Raw genomic sequence first — 14,654 nt, 5'->3', positions numbered from 1 at the left:
GATGGCAGCTCCGAAACCTGTAGCTCTTATTATTCTGGACGGCTTCGGCCTTCGCGATGATGTGACAGGCAATGCGGTTGCGCAAGCGAAAAAGCCGAACTACGACCGCTACTGGTCGACTTACCCGCATACGACATTGACGGCATCCGGCGAAGCCGTTGGCTTGCCTGAAGGTCAAATGGGCAACTCCGAGGTTGGCCACTTGAACATCGGCGCTGGACGCATCGTATACCAAGACCTGACTCGGATCAGCAAATCGATCCGTGACGGTGAGTTTTTCGATAACGAAACGCTGATTGGCGCAGTCCGCCATGCGAAAGCGAACAATAAAAAGCTTCACCTGTACGGCCTGCTGTCCGACGGCGGCGTACACAGCCACATTGCACACTTGTTTGCGCTGCTTGAACTCGCTAAGAAAGAAGAGCTGAATGAAGTATTCATCCACGCTTTCCTTGACGGCCGCGACGTAGCGCCAGACAGCGCGAAAGGCTACCTGGAGCAGCTGCAAGCGAAAATCGAAGAAGTAGGCGTAGGCCAAATCGCAACCGTTCAAGGACGTTACTATGCGATGGACCGCGACAAGCGCTGGGAGCGTACGGAGAAATCCTACCGCGCCATGGTATACGGCGATGGCCCGACTTACACCGATCCGATTAAAGCGGTAGTTGAATCCTATGAAAAATCGGTTTATGATGAATTCGTTATGCCAACCGTTATCGTCGGCGAAGACGGCAAACCGGTTGGTCTTGTCGAGTCCGAGGACGCAGTCGTATTTTTCAACTTCCGTCCGGACCGCGCGATTCAGCTTGGACAAGTATTTACGAACGAAGATTTCCGCGGCTTCGATCGCGGCGAACACGTTCCGAAAAACTTGCATTTTGTCTGCTTGACGCTGTTCAGTGAAACGGTTGGCGGCTTTGTCGCCTATTCACCAAAGAACCTCGACAACACGCTGGGCGAAGTGCTCGTGCAGAACGGGAAGAAGCAGCTGCGCATCGCGGAAACGGAAAAGTATCCGCATGTTACGTTCTTCTTTAGCGGCGGCCGCGATGTTGAGCTTGAGGGCGAGACGCGGATTCTCATTCCTTCGCCGAAAGTCGCGACTTACGACTTGCAGCCGGAAATGAGCGCCTACGAAGTAGCGGAAGCTGCTGTGAAGGAAATTGAAGCGGAGCGCCAAGACGCGATTATCCTGAACTTTGCCAACCCGGATATGGTTGGTCACTCCGGCATGCTGGAGCCGACAATCAAAGCGGTTGAAGCGACGGACGAGTGTCTCGGCAAAGTTGTAGAAGCGGTGCTTGCTAAAGGCGGCGTAGCGATTATTACGGCCGACCACGGCAACGCGGATATGGTATTCGACGAGAATGGCCGCCCGCATACTGCCCATACGACGAATCCGGTTCCTTGCATCGTTACCAGCGCAGGCGTAGAGCTTCGCGAGGACGGTATTTTGGCCGATTTGGCGCCTACAGTACTTGATCTGCTGCAGCTTGCCAAACCGAAAGAAATGACCGGCTCGTCGCTCATTCAAAAGTAATTCAAGCTTAACCATTTCAAATTAAAAAAGGAGTGTTTCATTCATGTCTATCATCGTTGACGTATACGCACGCGAAGTGCTCGATTCCCGCGGGAATCCGACTGTTGAAGTAGAAGTATCCCTGGAGTCCGGCGGCCAAGGCCGCGCAATCGTTCCATCCGGCGCATCCACTGGCGCTTACGAGGCTGTTGAGCTTCGTGACGGCGACAAAAGCCGTTACCTGGGCAAAGGCGTTGTAAAAGCAGTTGAGAACGTAAACTCCATCATCGCTCCTGAAATCATCGGTCTGGACGCTCTTGATCAAGTGGCTATCGACCGCAAAATGATCGAGCTTGACGGTACGCCTAACAAAGCAAAACTGGGCGCTAACGCAATTCTGGCTGTTTCGATGGCAGTAGCGCGCGCAGCAGCTGACGCGCTGAACGTTTCCCTGTACACATACCTGGGCGGATTCAACGCTAAAACATTGCCGGTTCCAATGATGAACATTATCAACGGCGGCGAGCATGCCGACAACAACATTGACGTGCAAGAGTTCATGGTTCTGCCTGTTGGCGCTCCTACATTCAAAGAAGCACTTCGCATCGGCGCTGAAATCTTCCACAACCTGAAATCGGTTCTGAAAGACAAAGGCCTGAACACGGCAGTAGGCGACGAAGGCGGCTTCGCGCCAAACCTGGGTTCCAACGAAGAAGCAATCACAACAATCATCTCCGCTATCGAGCTTGCTGGCTACAAACCAGGCGTTGACGTATTCCTCGGTATGGACGTAGCTTCCACTGAGTTCTACAAAGACGGCAAATACCACCTCGAAGGCGAAGGCAAATCGTTTACTTCCGCTGAATTCGTTGACCTGCTCGCTTCGTGGGTTGAGAAATATCCAATCATCACAATCGAAGACGGCTGCTCCGAAGACGACTGGGAAGGTTGGAAATTGCTCACTGACAAACTGGGCGGCAAAGTACAGCTCGTTGGCGACGACTTGTTCGTAACGAACACTGAGCGCCTCTCCGACGGTATCGAAAAAGGCGTAGGCAACTCGATCCTGGTTAAAGTTAACCAAATCGGTTCCCTGACTGAAACATTCGACGCTATCGAAATGGCTAAACGCGCTGGTTACACAGCTGTTATCTCTCACCGTTCCGGCGAGAGCGAAGACAGCACAATTGCTGACATCGCAGTTGCTACAAACGCTGGCCAAATCAAAACAGGCGCGCCTTCCCGTACGGACCGCGTAGCGAAATACAACCAATTGCTCCGCATCGAGGACCAACTTGGTTCGACAGCTCAATACGCTGGCAAATCCGCATTCTACAACCTGAAAAACTTCAAATAAGTTTTGAAGGCTATAACGAAAGAGCATCCCGGTCAGGGATGCTCTTTTTTTTGATATAGGTTGTTGTGCCGCTTCTCCAGAGAGCGACAAATTTGCGCTCCCGCATTGCAGGAATGCTCACATTGTGCGCCTATAGCGGGCAGAATAGATGCACAATTGCAGCAATTTATCTGCCACAACACGTTATCTATATCGAACTCGGAATCGAGCGAACGGTAAAATGTGGCGGAACAGGGCGGCAAAGCAAAACTATTGTATTCATGGATAGGCTATGATACAATCGGTTTATGTGTTTTTAACGGAGCTCCTGTGCTGGAGGTGGATGAAATGGAAATCTTTTTGAAAATATTGCTTGTACTTTTTGCAGTAGGCTTGATTTCGGTCGTATTGCTTCAAAAGGGCAAAAGCGCTGGCTTATCCGGTGCAATCTCCGGCGGTGCTGAGCATCTGTTCGGTAAAACGAAAGCGCGCGGCCTGGACTTGTTCCTGCAGCGTTTGACAGTTGGACTTGCGGTTGGATTTTTCGTGTTGTCCCTGATCGTTGCTTACGTTGTTAAAGTGTAATAGGGTGGATCGAGAAAGCGGAGGGTGAATGCCTTCCGCTTTTTTTTGTTCGTTTTTTCCGGAATGCGCGGATGCTGGATAAACATTTCGTGTATACTAAATGGTATATGATAATCTATCAACCGGCTGCATGGATGCAAGTTGCGATCATGCGCGTTCAATTAGACATTAACTAAATGAAACAGCCGGCAATTTATGAGGTGACAGAGACAATTATGATGCAAGAGCAGGAACTGCTTGATTTTATGCGGGAGACGGCTTATAAGCCGATGACTTATCAAGAGTTGGAGCAGCATTTCGGCATTGAGGATGCCAACGATTTCAAACAGTTTTTGAAGCTGCTGAACCAGCTTGAAGAGGACGGCAAAGTCATCCGTACGCGCAATGAGCGGTACGGCGTTCCCGAGCGGATGAACCTGCTGAGAGGGAAAGTGCAGGCGCATGCCAAAGGCTTTGCGTTTCTGCTGCCCGACGATAAGGATCACCCGGACGTGTACATACATGCCAACGACCAGAAAAGCGCGATGAACGGCGATATCGTGCTGGTGCGCATTACTTCGCAGAGCGAAGGCGGCGGCCGTCTGGAGGGCGAGGTCGTACGCATTGTGCAGCGGGCGGTTACGCAAGTGGTCGGAACGTTCGAGAATCACGAAGCGTTTGGATTTGTCATTCCGGATGACAAACGAATTAATCGCGATCTTTTTATCGCGCGCGAGGATTTCCAAGGGGCGGTTACGGGACAAAAGGTCGTTGCGCGAATTGTGACGTATCCTGAAGGACGAGCGGCGGCGACCGGAGAAATTATCGAAATTTTGGGGCATAAAAACGACCCCGGCATCGATATTTTGTCGATTATACGCAAGCATCAGCTTCCCGAGGGCTTTTCGGACGAAGTGATGGCGGAAGCGGAAGCGGCTCCGGATTCGATCACGGAAGAAGAAATTATTCAGCAGGGACGCCGCGATTTGCGGGGCGAGGTTATCGTCACGATCGACGGCGAGGACGCGAAGGACTTGGACGATGCGGTCCATGTGAAGCGATTGGAAAACGGAAACTACCTGCTGGGCGTTCACATTGCCGATGTCGGCTATTATGTGACGGAGAAATCGGAACTCGACCAAGAGGCGTTCCGCCGCGGCTGCAGTGTTTATCTGGTAGACCGTGTAATCCCGATGCTGCCGCATCGGCTGTCGAACGGCATTTGCTCGCTTAATCCGCAGGTGGATCGACTCACCTTATCTTGCGAGATGGAGTTTGATGCAAAGACGCTCAAACGGGTTCGCCATGATGTTTTTACAAGTGTGATTAAAACAAAAGAGCGGATGACGTATACGAATGTTCGCAAGCTGCTGACGGCAACGGAGGAAGAGCCGGAAACCGAGCTCAAGGAGCGCTATGCCGACCTGCTTGATATGTTCAAGCTGATGGAAGAGCTTGCGATGAAGCTGCGTAAGAAACGGATGAAGCGCGGCGCGATCGACTTTGATTTTCAAGAGTCGAAAGTCATTGTGGACGATCAGGGCAAACCGGTCGACATCATTAAGCGAGAACGTTCGGTAGCTGAACAGATTATCGAGGAGTTCATGTTATCGGCGAACGAAACGGTAGCGGAGCATTTTCACTGGCTGCGGGTGCCGTTCCTGTACCGGATTCATGAGGACCCGGATCAGGAGAAGCTGCTTCATTTTATGCAGTTTGCGTCGAATTTTGGCTACGTTGTGAAGGGCGGCAAGGGCAATTCCGTTCATCCGCGCGCGTTGCAGACGCTGCTCGAGGAAATTCGCGGGACGAAAGAAGAGACGGTTATTTCGACCGTGATGCTTCGCTCGATGAAGCAGGCGAAATACGATGCCGAGTGCCTCGGGCATTTCGGGCTTGCGGCCGAGTTTTACTCGCATTTCACGTCGCCGATTCGCCGCTATCCCGATCTGGTCATTCACCGCGTTATTCGCGAGGTGCTGGAGAACGGCGGAGCGCTTACCGAGAAGCGCCAAGAGGCGCTGGCTGCTCGCATGCCGGATTACGCGCAGCATTCTTCGGAGCGCGAGCGCGTAGCCGTAGATGCGGAGCGGGATACCGACAAGCTGAAAAAATGCGAATTCATGCTCGATAAAGTCGGCGAGGAATTCGACGGCATTATTAGCAGTGTTACAAGTTTCGGCATGTTTGTCGAATTGGACAATACGGTGGAAGGCCTTATTCGGCTGAGCGATCTGACCGATGACTACTACCACTTCCATGAGCTTCATATGGTGCTCATCGGCGAGCGCACCTCGAAGGTGTACCGTATCGGCGACGAGGTGAAAATCCGCCTCGCGCGCGTCAATATGGATGAGTATACGATGGACTTCGAGATGGTCGACATGAAGCCGCGCAGCGGTTTTAAAGGCGTCGCCGATGCCGGTTTTGGCGTCGGGCGCAACGCGAAGAAGAAGCGCAGCGGCTTTGGCCGCGAAGGCGATGATCGCGGCGGCAAAGGCGGTAAAGGCGGCGGCAGAGGCGCCGGCGCAGCGGGCGATGGCCGCAAGAAGGAAGGCCGCAACGAGGCGCGCGGCGGCGGCAAAGGCGGCCGCGGCGGCGAGCGCGGCCATGCTGTTGGAAGCGGCGCCGCGCAAGGCGGGCGCGGCGATGGGTTGTTCCGCCCTGGCGAAGGCAAGGGCGGCAGAGGCAAGCGCAACGCAGGCGGCGGCGGTGAAGCCGGCGCTGCTGCGTCGCCGTGGCAAGAGCAGGCAGCGCCGCTCGAGCCGGGCCGTCAGGTGCGCGGCGGCAAAAGCGTGCCGCGCAAGGATATGTGGGGGCTGCCCATCCGCGAGGGCAGCCGCAGCTGGGGCGGCGACACGGGCGAGGATCCGCGCCCGGAGAGACGCGAAGGCCGCGGCGGCAGAGGCGGCGGTAACGGCGGCCGCTCTGGAGGAGCAAGAGCTGGAGCAGTTGGAGCTGGCGGCGAGAAATCGTCCGGCTCGGAACATTTTAACAAAAAAAATAATAAATCTTCTGCCGGCGGCGTGAATAATTCCGGCGAAGAGGGAAAAAATAAAAAGAGAAAGAAGAACGGAGGCGGCGGCGGTAACGCCACAGCGGCTTTCGTACGCAAAAAACGCAAATAAATACCGAGTGCACACACTCCTATTCAAGAACGCGGCGCTGATCAGACGGGACAGATCGATGCGCCGCGTCAGGGATAAGCTGGAAAATAATATTTGAGCTTGTCACTTGCTTTTTGAATTTGGGTATAGTACACTCAAAGCAATTGATGATATGAACCTGAATTCACATATTGAAAAGGGTGTCATTTAAGTCATGAAACCTTTTCCAATGTGTGAATTTTTTGTTTGTAATATAACGAAACAGGCGCATATTAATTTATTTTTGGAGGTAATTCCACATGCAACAAGGTACAGTTAAATGGTTTAACGCTGAGAAAGGTTTTGGCTTTATCGAAGTTGAAGGCGGCAACGATGTATTCGTACACTTCTCCGCAATCACTGGCGAAGGCTTCAAAACTCTTGAAGAAGGCCAACGCGTTGAGTTCAACGTTGTTCAAGGCAACCGCGGACCACAAGCAGAAAACGTAGTTAAGCTGTAATAGCTTAATACTTTTCGAGAATCCGCTCAGGCCTCTGGTCTGGGCGGTTTTTTTATATCCATATGATAGGATAGGTAGACAAACAAGAAGACATTGCGAACACTAGTTGTAATTTGTTACAATGAGTTTCTAACCATGAAAGATATTCGGATTGAACATGCGAGCGGGCAAGTCTCGTACGACGCAGCTTTGGAGAGGTGAGATCAATGGCAGGCAAGAAAAATGACGGCAAGCAATTAGCCCAAAATAAGAAGGCTTCCCATGATTACTTCATCGAAGATACGTACGAAGCTGGAATCGTGCTGATGGGCACGGAAATCAAATCGCTGCGCATGGGCAAAGCCAATATTAGCGACGCGTTTGCGACGATCCGGAACGGCGAGATGTTCATTCATAACATGCACATCAGTCCTTTTGAGCAAGGCAATCGCCACAACCCGACCGATCCGACGCGTGCAAGGAAGCTGCTGCTTCATAAGCAGCAAATTCACAAGCTGCTAGGGCAATCCAAGCAGGAAGGCTACTCCATCGTGCCATTGAAGATTTATGTACGCAATGGATACGCCAAGCTGCTCATCGGCCTTGGCAAAGGCAAGAAGCAGTACGACAAGCGTGATACGGCGGCTAAACGCGACGCACAACGCGACATACAGCGTGCGCTGCGAGAGAAGCAGAAGGTGGCTCGCTAGCTCGCAGATCGTGTTACAGGCTGTCTGGCTGCAGTTCCAGCTTTCGCCCTCGTTGCCAGTAAGATGTTTGGCACAGACGGCGGCAGTCGTGGTATACTAATGTTGTACCGCAAAGGAAGTTATTTTTTACGAACGAATGATTAATGTCGAGCTTCTCGTCATAGCATTACGATTCGTGCTCGATTGATCTTGGATCATCTCTTTGATCCTTAATCCGAGCGTACCTGATTGAAGCTAATCGGCTTTGTTATAAGGCCGTTTATGCCCTATTGGGGGCGTTTATGGATTCGACGGGGATAGTACGAGCGCGGGTTGCGGGTAGCAGGGAGTCGTCTGCTTCATCAACGCTAAAGCCTATTAAATGGCAACCAAAAACAAACTTACGCTTTCGCAGCTTAATAACCTGTGAGCGTGCTCCTACCTAGCATCGCCCATGTGACTAGACTAGGGGCTAACAAATAGTGGGATACGCCGCTTCGGTCTCCGCCTGGGGTCGACGGAAGAAGATAATCAGGCTGACCCAACGCAAAGCCGGTTACGGGGCGTTGCTCGGGTGACATCAAAACTGTGACTACACCCGTAGAAGCCTGTGTGGCGTTGTCTTCGGACAGGGGTTCAAATCCCCTCGCCTCCACCATGTGAAACCACAACCGCACGAGGTTGTGGTTTTTGCTTTTCCTCAAGAGCCGAAACAGGCACCTTCAGAATTAGCTCCACATACTCTTTGTAAACAATCACCTTTTCTACATAGCTACTGATGAATTTCTTGATCTCGGGAATATTACGATCAGCGACACGATCTTTGAAAGATGCGAGCAATTGGCGAAGCGCATCCTCTGTGACGATCGTTTGTTGCTTCTTCGATGACTGTTCGAGGATGTGCTGCTCTAACTTCATCTTCTGCGCTTCAAGATCCTCCAGCTTGCTAAGTAGGGCGGCGTTAGACACTCCGCTGGCGACTGCGTTCACGATGTTGTTGATCTGTTTCTTCGTCTCGCGCAAGTTCTTATCGAGTCTCACTGTCTCCGCCTGAAAAGCCGTATTCTTTTTTGCTTGGTATTCGGATAACTGCCTTGCAAGTGTCGGAATGGCGCTGTCGTTGAAAATCTTCTCCTGAAGCTGCGTGATCACGTAATTCTCAACGTACTCTCGACGAAGCTCAGGATTGCAGCAATCCTTGTTTTGGTCGCGATTTCCACAGCGGTAGGTGACGTATTTTAACTTATTTCGCCCACTGTATTTGGTGTTTCCTATCATGGAATATTCAAACCCTACGTTCTTTAGACATTCACCGCAAACGATAAGGCCGCTCAACAAGTACGATTCCTTGGCTTTTTGCCGTCCGGCCTTTTGTTTATTTGCATCCATTTTGGCCTGGACTTGCTGAAACAGCTCTTTGCTCACTATCGCAGGCATGCCGCCCTCTACACGGATGACGTCTTCTAACTCTTTCTTTCTATGGCTGTTTCGTTTTCCTTCCGCATCCTTGCTGCTTGTTAAGTTGAAAATATATGTACCAGTATACTTCTCATTGCGGAGGATGTCGTGTAAGTTGTTCTTGCCGATCGGACGACCATAACGGGAACGGTAACCCTTTTCTTGAAGTGTGGTAACGATCTGATTGTAGCCGCACCCTGCTAGGAACATAGAAAAGATCGTTTCCACTATTCCACGTTCCTTCTCATTAATGATGTACTTTTTCGTGACAGGATCGACAGAGTAGCCAATGGGAGGTAGCCCACCAGTGTGCTTGCACTGATGTGCAGTTTCTTTCATTCCCTTCATCACTTCACGTGCGAGGTTTTTGGAGTAATATTCGGCCATGCCTTCAAGCAAAGATTCCAGAATGACGCTTTCAGGCGATCCATCGAGGTTTTCTGTCACGCTGAGAAGCTTAATGCCGTTGACTTTCAGCTTCCGCTTGTATTTGGTGCTATCATACTTATCCCGGCTGAAGCGGTCCAGTTTGTGAACCACAACAATTTCGAACAAATTTTTGCCACTATCTTCAATCATCTGCTGAAATTCAGGACGCTTATCAGAGGTTGCTGTTTTGGCGCGATCCGCGTAAACTTTGACAAGTTCGTAACCATTTTGCTTGCAGTAAATCTCAATTGCACGAATTTGTGCGTCCAGCGATTCATCCCGCTGGTTGTCTGATGAGTAGCGAACATAGGCAGCAACTCGTACTAGGGTTAGGAGTTGTGTAGCTGTCATCTGAAGTTTCCCCTTTCAATTTACGGAAGTCGTTAATGTTGGAAAAGGTATGGCTCCTCATGAGAGAGGAGCCGTTGAAATAAAATTGGATCATTGGTTGTTTTGTTTCTTTGAAATTGCATCTAAAAGTTCAACGGCAGGTTGATAGTACGATTCGTGAGTTTCTTGGATCTGATTGGTTTTTCCCCATTTGTATGTATCTGGGGTAATGACTGATTGTTTGAGCTTATCGCGCGAAATGCTGGTGTGAAAGCGTGCGATCTGCACGTTCTTTCCCCCTATTCGTGTACGTTCGCTCTAAGTTGTAGATCCAAGGTGGGAACATTAGTAGTGTTGTTACATAAGACCGCGTTCCTTCATGCTGACGAAATTGCCGTCGCCGAGAACGAGATGATCGAGCAGCTCGATGCCGAGTAAGGTGCCGCTGTCGCGCAGCCTTTCGGTTAGCTCGACATCTTCAGGGCTCGGATCGGGCTGTCCCGAAGGATGGTTATGACAGGCGATGATGGAAGCGGCATTGGCCAGAATCGCCAGCTTGAATGTCTCCCTTGGATGGACAAGAGAGGCGTTTAGAGTGCCGATGCTTACAGTGTGCAAAGCGGTCGGTTCGTTCTTCGTGTTGAGGCACAGAATGCAGAACTGCTCACGATCCAAGTCGCCAATGAATTTACGAAAGAGATCTGCGGCGTCTTTTGGGCTTCGAATGACTCTATTCGGAAAGAAGATCGTTAAAGATTCTTTGACCATCCGCAGGCTCAGCACTTGAACACGCTTAGCGGCCAACCCTTTTTCATCATTTTTCCTTGCAGTACCCACGATGGCTTCACTCATTCGTTTCGTCCCCGTCCGCATGGTCGGCAAACCAAGCTTCGATCTCTTTTACTTGCGTACCGACGACGGAGAAGAGGAACGTGAAACCTTCGTTGTCTTCCATCAGGCAAGCTTTGAATAGTTGAACGTCATCCAGAATGATCCGTTCCGCGTACTCCAATGCCCTTCCGTCGAATTGAAAGTCTGGGAACGATTCCATCGGCTGAAGAAAGATCAGCTCGTGGCCGTGTTCGGACAGGCTGAACGGCTTGTCTGTCCCGTTCTGCCCGAGCAACTCACGAAGTTGGTCGAAAAAATCCCCGAGAAACCGAGCGGCGGAACCTGAAAGCAGGTGGCCTGCCTTCGTTACATCTTGGCGTGAATCCATGAAAACCATCTTTACTTCGCCTCCAATTAATTTCCGTATCTTAAGAATATTAACTGTTTGAAAAGCGAACAGAGACGGTTTTCATGGCATCATCTTCTTTGACCCTTTCGCTTTTTAGGCTCCTTTTGTGGCGTTTCCTTGCTCTCTTTGCTGGCTGGCCTTTTTGGGCGTTCCAGGCCTCTTTTACGGCCTGGGTCAGGTGCGTTTGCTGCCGCCCCCTTTTTTCTCCTCCGCCTTACGCCTAGCTCCCCCGCAAGCATCTGCCTGAAATCCTTGCCCTGCGTGCTATTGTCGGGATCGCCCCCGTTTCCCCCGGTTTTGGCGGGGGAGAGAGAATCTTTTTTATCGTCAGGGGGGGGGATCTATTTATTTTTTTCTTTTTTTTTTACGGGGGAAAGGGGGGCGCTTTCGCTGCATCCCTTATCCCGCTTGGGCTTCAGGAGCCCCCACACGGTTCGTGTGTGGGGCCTTCGCCCCCGATTCAGGGGGCGTATCCTAAGTCATCGAGTTCAAGTGGGTCGTCGTAGTTTTCTGGTCTGTGGCGGGGGTCATCCTCTCTTCTTGGAGGCCGATTGTCCACGTGCCACCTATTCAGTTTCACTTCAGGTTGCGGCTCAGGTTCGGGAGCATCTCGCTTCTGCAAAATCTCCGCTCGCACCCAAAGCTTCCGGGAGCGTTCGCCGCGCACATCCTTTTTGACGAGGAGATGTCGACGGTCCCTGCCGTTTTCCTTGGAAGTTTCCGTTTTGATAATCCCCTCGTCGGCCAGCTGCTTCCAGAGCGTTTGGCTGGTGATGGGGAACTGCGTCCCCTCTGCGGAGAGGAAACGGCTGACGTTGTTGTACAGAACTTCGGGTAGGAAGTAGAAGAAGTCATTATCATGCCAGCCAACAAGAGTTCCTTTTCTCGGAACATCATCGTGGTGCTTCGGTTTTATCTCTTCTGTACATATGGATTGACTGGCCAGAAGCTCAGCCACGATGTTGATGAAGCGCGTCGTAGGCTTAACTTCCGTGACCTGTTGACCCTGATGGTTTGCCGTACTAAGGAAAATGTTCCATGCCTCGTCGAGTAGTTGCTGCTTGCGTTCGGATTCGATCGCCCTGATGCTGACGGCGTACTCCAAGCCGAAACTCAGTCCGAGGTAGAGCCAAGAGGCGGCTTCCGTCAGCCTTCCGTGCACGTTCAGCCTGCTCGCCTCGTTCCGTCGCTCGAAGAAAATCTGCGTGAGGCGTGTATCTTCGCGCTCGTCCATGGCAGCCCCGATCCATTCCAGGTAGCCTGTCATCGCTTCGCTTAAAGCGCTGGCTTGTTGTTGGGCGACAGTCAGCTTTTCGAGATCGATGTCACCTGGTTGAATGCCGACAGGAAAAAGGCGAGCGACGCTGGAGCTGCCGCTTAGAACGTCCTCTGCAGTTACAATCGCCATGCCACGTGGAGGGTAGTCCTGTCGAAGACTTGTATCCTGTTTCATTCTTCCGCGTCCAACCCGATCACCGTAGCCTCTGAGGATCTGCTGGGCTATCTGCATCATAGTTTTTGCTTCCCTAGGACTGTCCGTCGGATGGTAGTCGTCGATGAGCAGAAGCGAGTCTTTTGCGTCAAAGCCGCATTTCTCGACCGTATTTGCCGTGTCTTTGAAGCTGGCGGGGGGATGCTCCAGCAAATCTCCAAAGTGACACGTCATCAGCTTGGCATATGTCGTTTTGCGTGATCCCGTGTAGCCGTGGAACCAAACCAAGAATTTAGGCTCCAGCCGCACTAAACGCAGCCACTCGCACAGCGGGGCGAGGAAAACCATTGCCCACAGAACCAGCGTTATCCGATGCGGAGCGATGTCTAGCAGCCGGAGGCTTGCCTCCATCGCTTTCTTGGCGTTTGCCGCTTTAGCGGACAGAACGAAGTTTTTGAGTTTCTCATTCGGCTCCACCTTAATGTTCGGGACACCCAATGCCCCGCCAGCGTGCAAGTACGCCCAACTTCCGTCGATTTCTACCCAGCCAAGGTGAGCGTAGATTCGTTCCAGAACTGCCTCGCTTGCCGTTGACTGGATGGCGTGACGGACGGTGTCCCTGGATTTGTTCCCAGGCTGAATGTTCGGTTCCGGGCCCCACATTGATAGCCATTTCATGCTCTCGAAGTCATTGGCAGGAACGAGTATGGGGGAAAGCCGCTTCTTGTTGTACAAGACACAGCCCTCCAGTTCGTAGAACCGCTGCCGTTCCGCGCCGTCGTCCTTCATGGTATCTTTGTTGATCCAGGCAAAAAAATTAGCCTGAGGAATGAACGATTGCTCGCCGTCTTTATCTTTTAGCGCCAGACACAGATTGCTCCCATTTACGGAGTATCGCTCTGGGAGCAGGTCTGTCTTTGCTTTGATCGTGGCAGAGAAGGTGCTGACCACCTTTTTCGGTCTACCGAGTGACACAAACAGGGCAGGAGAATTGGTGATCTCACCCTTGTCGTTTGTTCGGACGGTGCCGAAACATTTGGTGATTTGATACTCTCCGCATCCGAAAGTCCTACAGCAAGTCGGGCCGTAGGTTTTGTTATCTCCTTCCGCAGCCATTTGAGTGATCCTTTGCTCGCTATGTGGGTTGTGCTTGCCGCTGATCTGAGAGAAGGCGAGTGCCGCTGCTGGATGACCCGCGCGGACGAGCATGGAAGTCACCTTATGCCACGAGTCTTCGTCGCAGCCGAAGCTCTTCTGCTCCTGAACGAAGTCGTACATTATTTCGCATTTCTTCATCAGTTCATTCAGTACCAAATCTCCCGACGGTACACGCTGCCAGGAGCTCATTTGCATTTCTTCGTATTTACGTTGCGGTACAGAAGGTTGCTCGCAAGGTTCATCTTCATTGCCGATTTGCTTCACGGCTGTAGGCTTCGGCGTCAAGAGATTCAGAATGGCTTGGGGAGCGGCAGTCAACGGAATGTCGCCGGGAGCTCTGCCGGGAAGCCATTCGTACTTGCCCCCATTGCGGTGCAAGGAAGGAGGAAGCACGGTCATTTGTCCATCCGCAAGAATTGCCAGCTCCTCATGCCCCCCATTGGGATTTCGATCGGTGTACTTTTGGTAAGCTGTACCCTTCGGAATCCCAAATAGGTACCGCGTGCCGCCTCCTGGAGTCGAAAACGTCCAAGTCAGCGGAGGTTCGCCCCCGAACAGCCCTAGCACTTTCGATGCGCCGTAATCGCCGTCTGCATCGATTCCTACAATCCCTGCTTTGGAACCAGTCAGCATCCCGACATTGCTTTCGGGCCTTTTCTGGAACCATCTGCTGACGGTTTCGAGGTCGGCAGTCGCCTTTTCCGACCATTGGGTAATCCGTGGCGCTTTGCCTGGATTATTGCAACTCTCCTTATGCAGTTCGGAAGCTCCTATGTGATCGGGATTACAAACTGGGATTAGTAAGAGATTTGCGCCTGCGTAGGCGAGTGCCGCTTCCTGCGTCGTCATTGCATTTAGATCATTTGAGGAGAGTTGAAAGAATTCTTCGTCTTTCGCCATGTCTGTCACCGCT

The 14,654-nt window shown here is 51.8% G+C and carries 11 protein-coding genes and 1 other RNA gene; 7 read left to right on the top strand and 5 right to left on the bottom strand.

Going from position 1 to position 14,654, the window contains the following annotated elements:
• The first annotated feature begins 1 nt into the window (after position 1).
• From gpmI to ssrA, 7 genes are all read left to right on the top strand, one after another.
• Positions 2-1,540: a 2,3-bisphosphoglycerate-independent phosphoglycerate mutase gene (gene gpmI / locus GOM71_RS03190; protein WP_156278306.1), complete on the top strand. Its 1,539-nt coding sequence runs from the start codon at positions 2-4 to the stop codon at positions 1,538-1,540.
• A 43-nt stretch (positions 1,541-1,583) separates the two neighbouring features.
• Positions 1,584-2,876 carry a phosphopyruvate hydratase gene (gene eno / locus GOM71_RS03185; protein WP_156278305.1) on the top strand — a complete coding sequence of 431 codons (1,293 nt, stop codon included), beginning with the start codon at positions 1,584-1,586 and terminating at the stop codon, positions 2,874-2,876.
• Between the two features lie 327 nt (positions 2,877-3,203).
• Positions 3,204-3,440 (top strand): preprotein translocase subunit SecG, encoded by a 237-nt coding sequence (secG, locus tag GOM71_RS03180; protein ID WP_156278304.1) that lies wholly within the window; start codon positions 3,204-3,206, stop codon positions 3,438-3,440.
• A 215-nt stretch (positions 3,441-3,655) separates the two neighbouring features.
• Positions 3,656-6,547: a ribonuclease R gene (gene rnr, locus GOM71_RS03175; protein ID WP_173275151.1), complete on the top strand. Its 2,892-nt coding sequence runs from the start codon at positions 3,656-3,658 to the stop codon at positions 6,545-6,547.
• Positions 6,548-6,825: 278 nt separating this feature from the next.
• A complete protein-coding gene (locus tag GOM71_RS03170; RefSeq protein WP_028609190.1) occupies positions 6,826-7,026 on the top strand; it encodes a cold-shock protein in 201 nt (66 codons plus the stop codon).
• A 206-nt stretch (positions 7,027-7,232) separates the two neighbouring features.
• A complete protein-coding gene (gene smpB, locus GOM71_RS03165) occupies positions 7,233-7,715 on the top strand; it encodes an SsrA-binding protein SmpB (protein WP_156278303.1) in 483 nt (160 codons plus the stop codon).
• A 271-nt stretch (positions 7,716-7,986) separates the two neighbouring features.
• Positions 7,987-8,352, top strand: a transfer-messenger RNA (tmRNA) gene (gene ssrA, locus GOM71_RS03160).
• Here the strand turns inward: ssrA and GOM71_RS03155 are convergent.
• The 5 genes from GOM71_RS03155 to GOM71_RS03135 all read right to left on the bottom strand — a co-directional run bounded on the left by GOM71_RS03155 (position 8,331) and on the right by GOM71_RS03135 (position 14,641).
• On the bottom strand, positions 8,331-9,932 hold the full coding sequence (locus tag GOM71_RS03155) for a recombinase family protein (RefSeq protein ID WP_156278302.1): 1,602 nt from the start codon (positions 9,930-9,932) through the stop codon (positions 8,331-8,333). The two genes, ssrA and GOM71_RS03155, sit on opposite strands and share 22 nt — an antisense overlap.
• Positions 9,933-10,022: 90 nt before the next feature.
• Entirely contained in the window at positions 10,023-10,199 is a 177-nt protein-coding gene (locus tag GOM71_RS03150; RefSeq protein ID WP_156278301.1) for a hypothetical protein, read from the bottom strand.
• A gap of 69 nt (positions 10,200-10,268) precedes the next feature.
• Positions 10,269-10,763 (bottom strand): RadC family protein, encoded by a 495-nt coding sequence (gene radC, locus GOM71_RS03145; protein WP_156278300.1) that lies wholly within the window; start codon positions 10,761-10,763, stop codon positions 10,269-10,271.
• Positions 10,756-11,139 carry a hypothetical protein gene (locus GOM71_RS03140; RefSeq protein WP_156278299.1) on the bottom strand — a complete coding sequence of 128 codons (384 nt, stop codon included), beginning with the start codon at positions 11,137-11,139 and terminating at the stop codon, positions 10,756-10,758. The genes radC and GOM71_RS03140 overlap by 8 nt, the downstream gene beginning before the upstream one ends.
• A gap of 472 nt (positions 11,140-11,611) precedes the next feature.
• On the bottom strand, positions 11,612-14,641 hold the full coding sequence (locus tag GOM71_RS03135) for a bifunctional DNA primase/polymerase (RefSeq protein ID WP_156278298.1): 3,030 nt from the start codon (positions 14,639-14,641) through the stop codon (positions 11,612-11,614).
• Positions 14,642-14,654 lie beyond the last annotated feature (13 nt).

The organism is Paenibacillus sp. NEAU-GSW1, from assembly GCF_009737085.1.
In the GTDB taxonomy this organism is placed as follows: domain Bacteria; phylum Bacillota; class Bacilli; order Paenibacillales; family Paenibacillaceae; genus Pristimantibacillus.
This window is presented reverse-complemented; position numbering and strand designations above follow the sequence as displayed.

Excerpts from the sequence above, each read along its gene's own strand:
- eno (WP_156278305.1), top strand. The coding sequence starts at position 1,584 with ATGTCTATCATCGTTGACGTATACGCACGCGAAGTGCTCGATTCCCGC.
- rnr (WP_173275151.1), top strand. The coding sequence starts at position 3,656 with ATGATGCAAGAGCAGGAACTGCTTGATTTTATGCGGGAGACGGCTTAT.
- GOM71_RS03170 (WP_028609190.1), top strand. The coding sequence starts at position 6,826 with ATGCAACAAGGTACAGTTAAATGGTTTAACGCTGAGAAAGGTTTTGGC.
- secG (WP_156278304.1), top strand. The coding sequence starts at position 3,204 with ATGGAAATCTTTTTGAAAATATTGCTTGTACTTTTTGCAGTAGGCTTG.
- smpB (WP_156278303.1), top strand. The coding sequence starts at position 7,233 with ATGGCAGGCAAGAAAAATGACGGCAAGCAATTAGCCCAAAATAAGAAG.
- GOM71_RS03155 (WP_156278302.1), bottom strand. The coding sequence starts at position 9,932 with ATGACAGCTACACAACTCCTAACCCTAGTACGAGTTGCTGCCTATGTT.
- GOM71_RS03135 (WP_156278298.1), bottom strand. The coding sequence starts at position 14,641 with ATGGCGAAAGACGAAGAATTCTTTCAACTCTCCTCAAATGATCTAAAT.
- gpmI (WP_156278306.1), top strand. The coding sequence starts at position 2 with ATGGCAGCTCCGAAACCTGTAGCTCTTATTATTCTGGACGGCTTCGGC.
- radC (WP_156278300.1), bottom strand. The coding sequence starts at position 10,763 with ATGAGTGAAGCCATCGTGGGTACTGCAAGGAAAAATGATGAAAAAGGG.
- GOM71_RS03140 (WP_156278299.1), bottom strand. The coding sequence starts at position 11,139 with ATGGTTTTCATGGATTCACGCCAAGATGTAACGAAGGCAGGCCACCTG.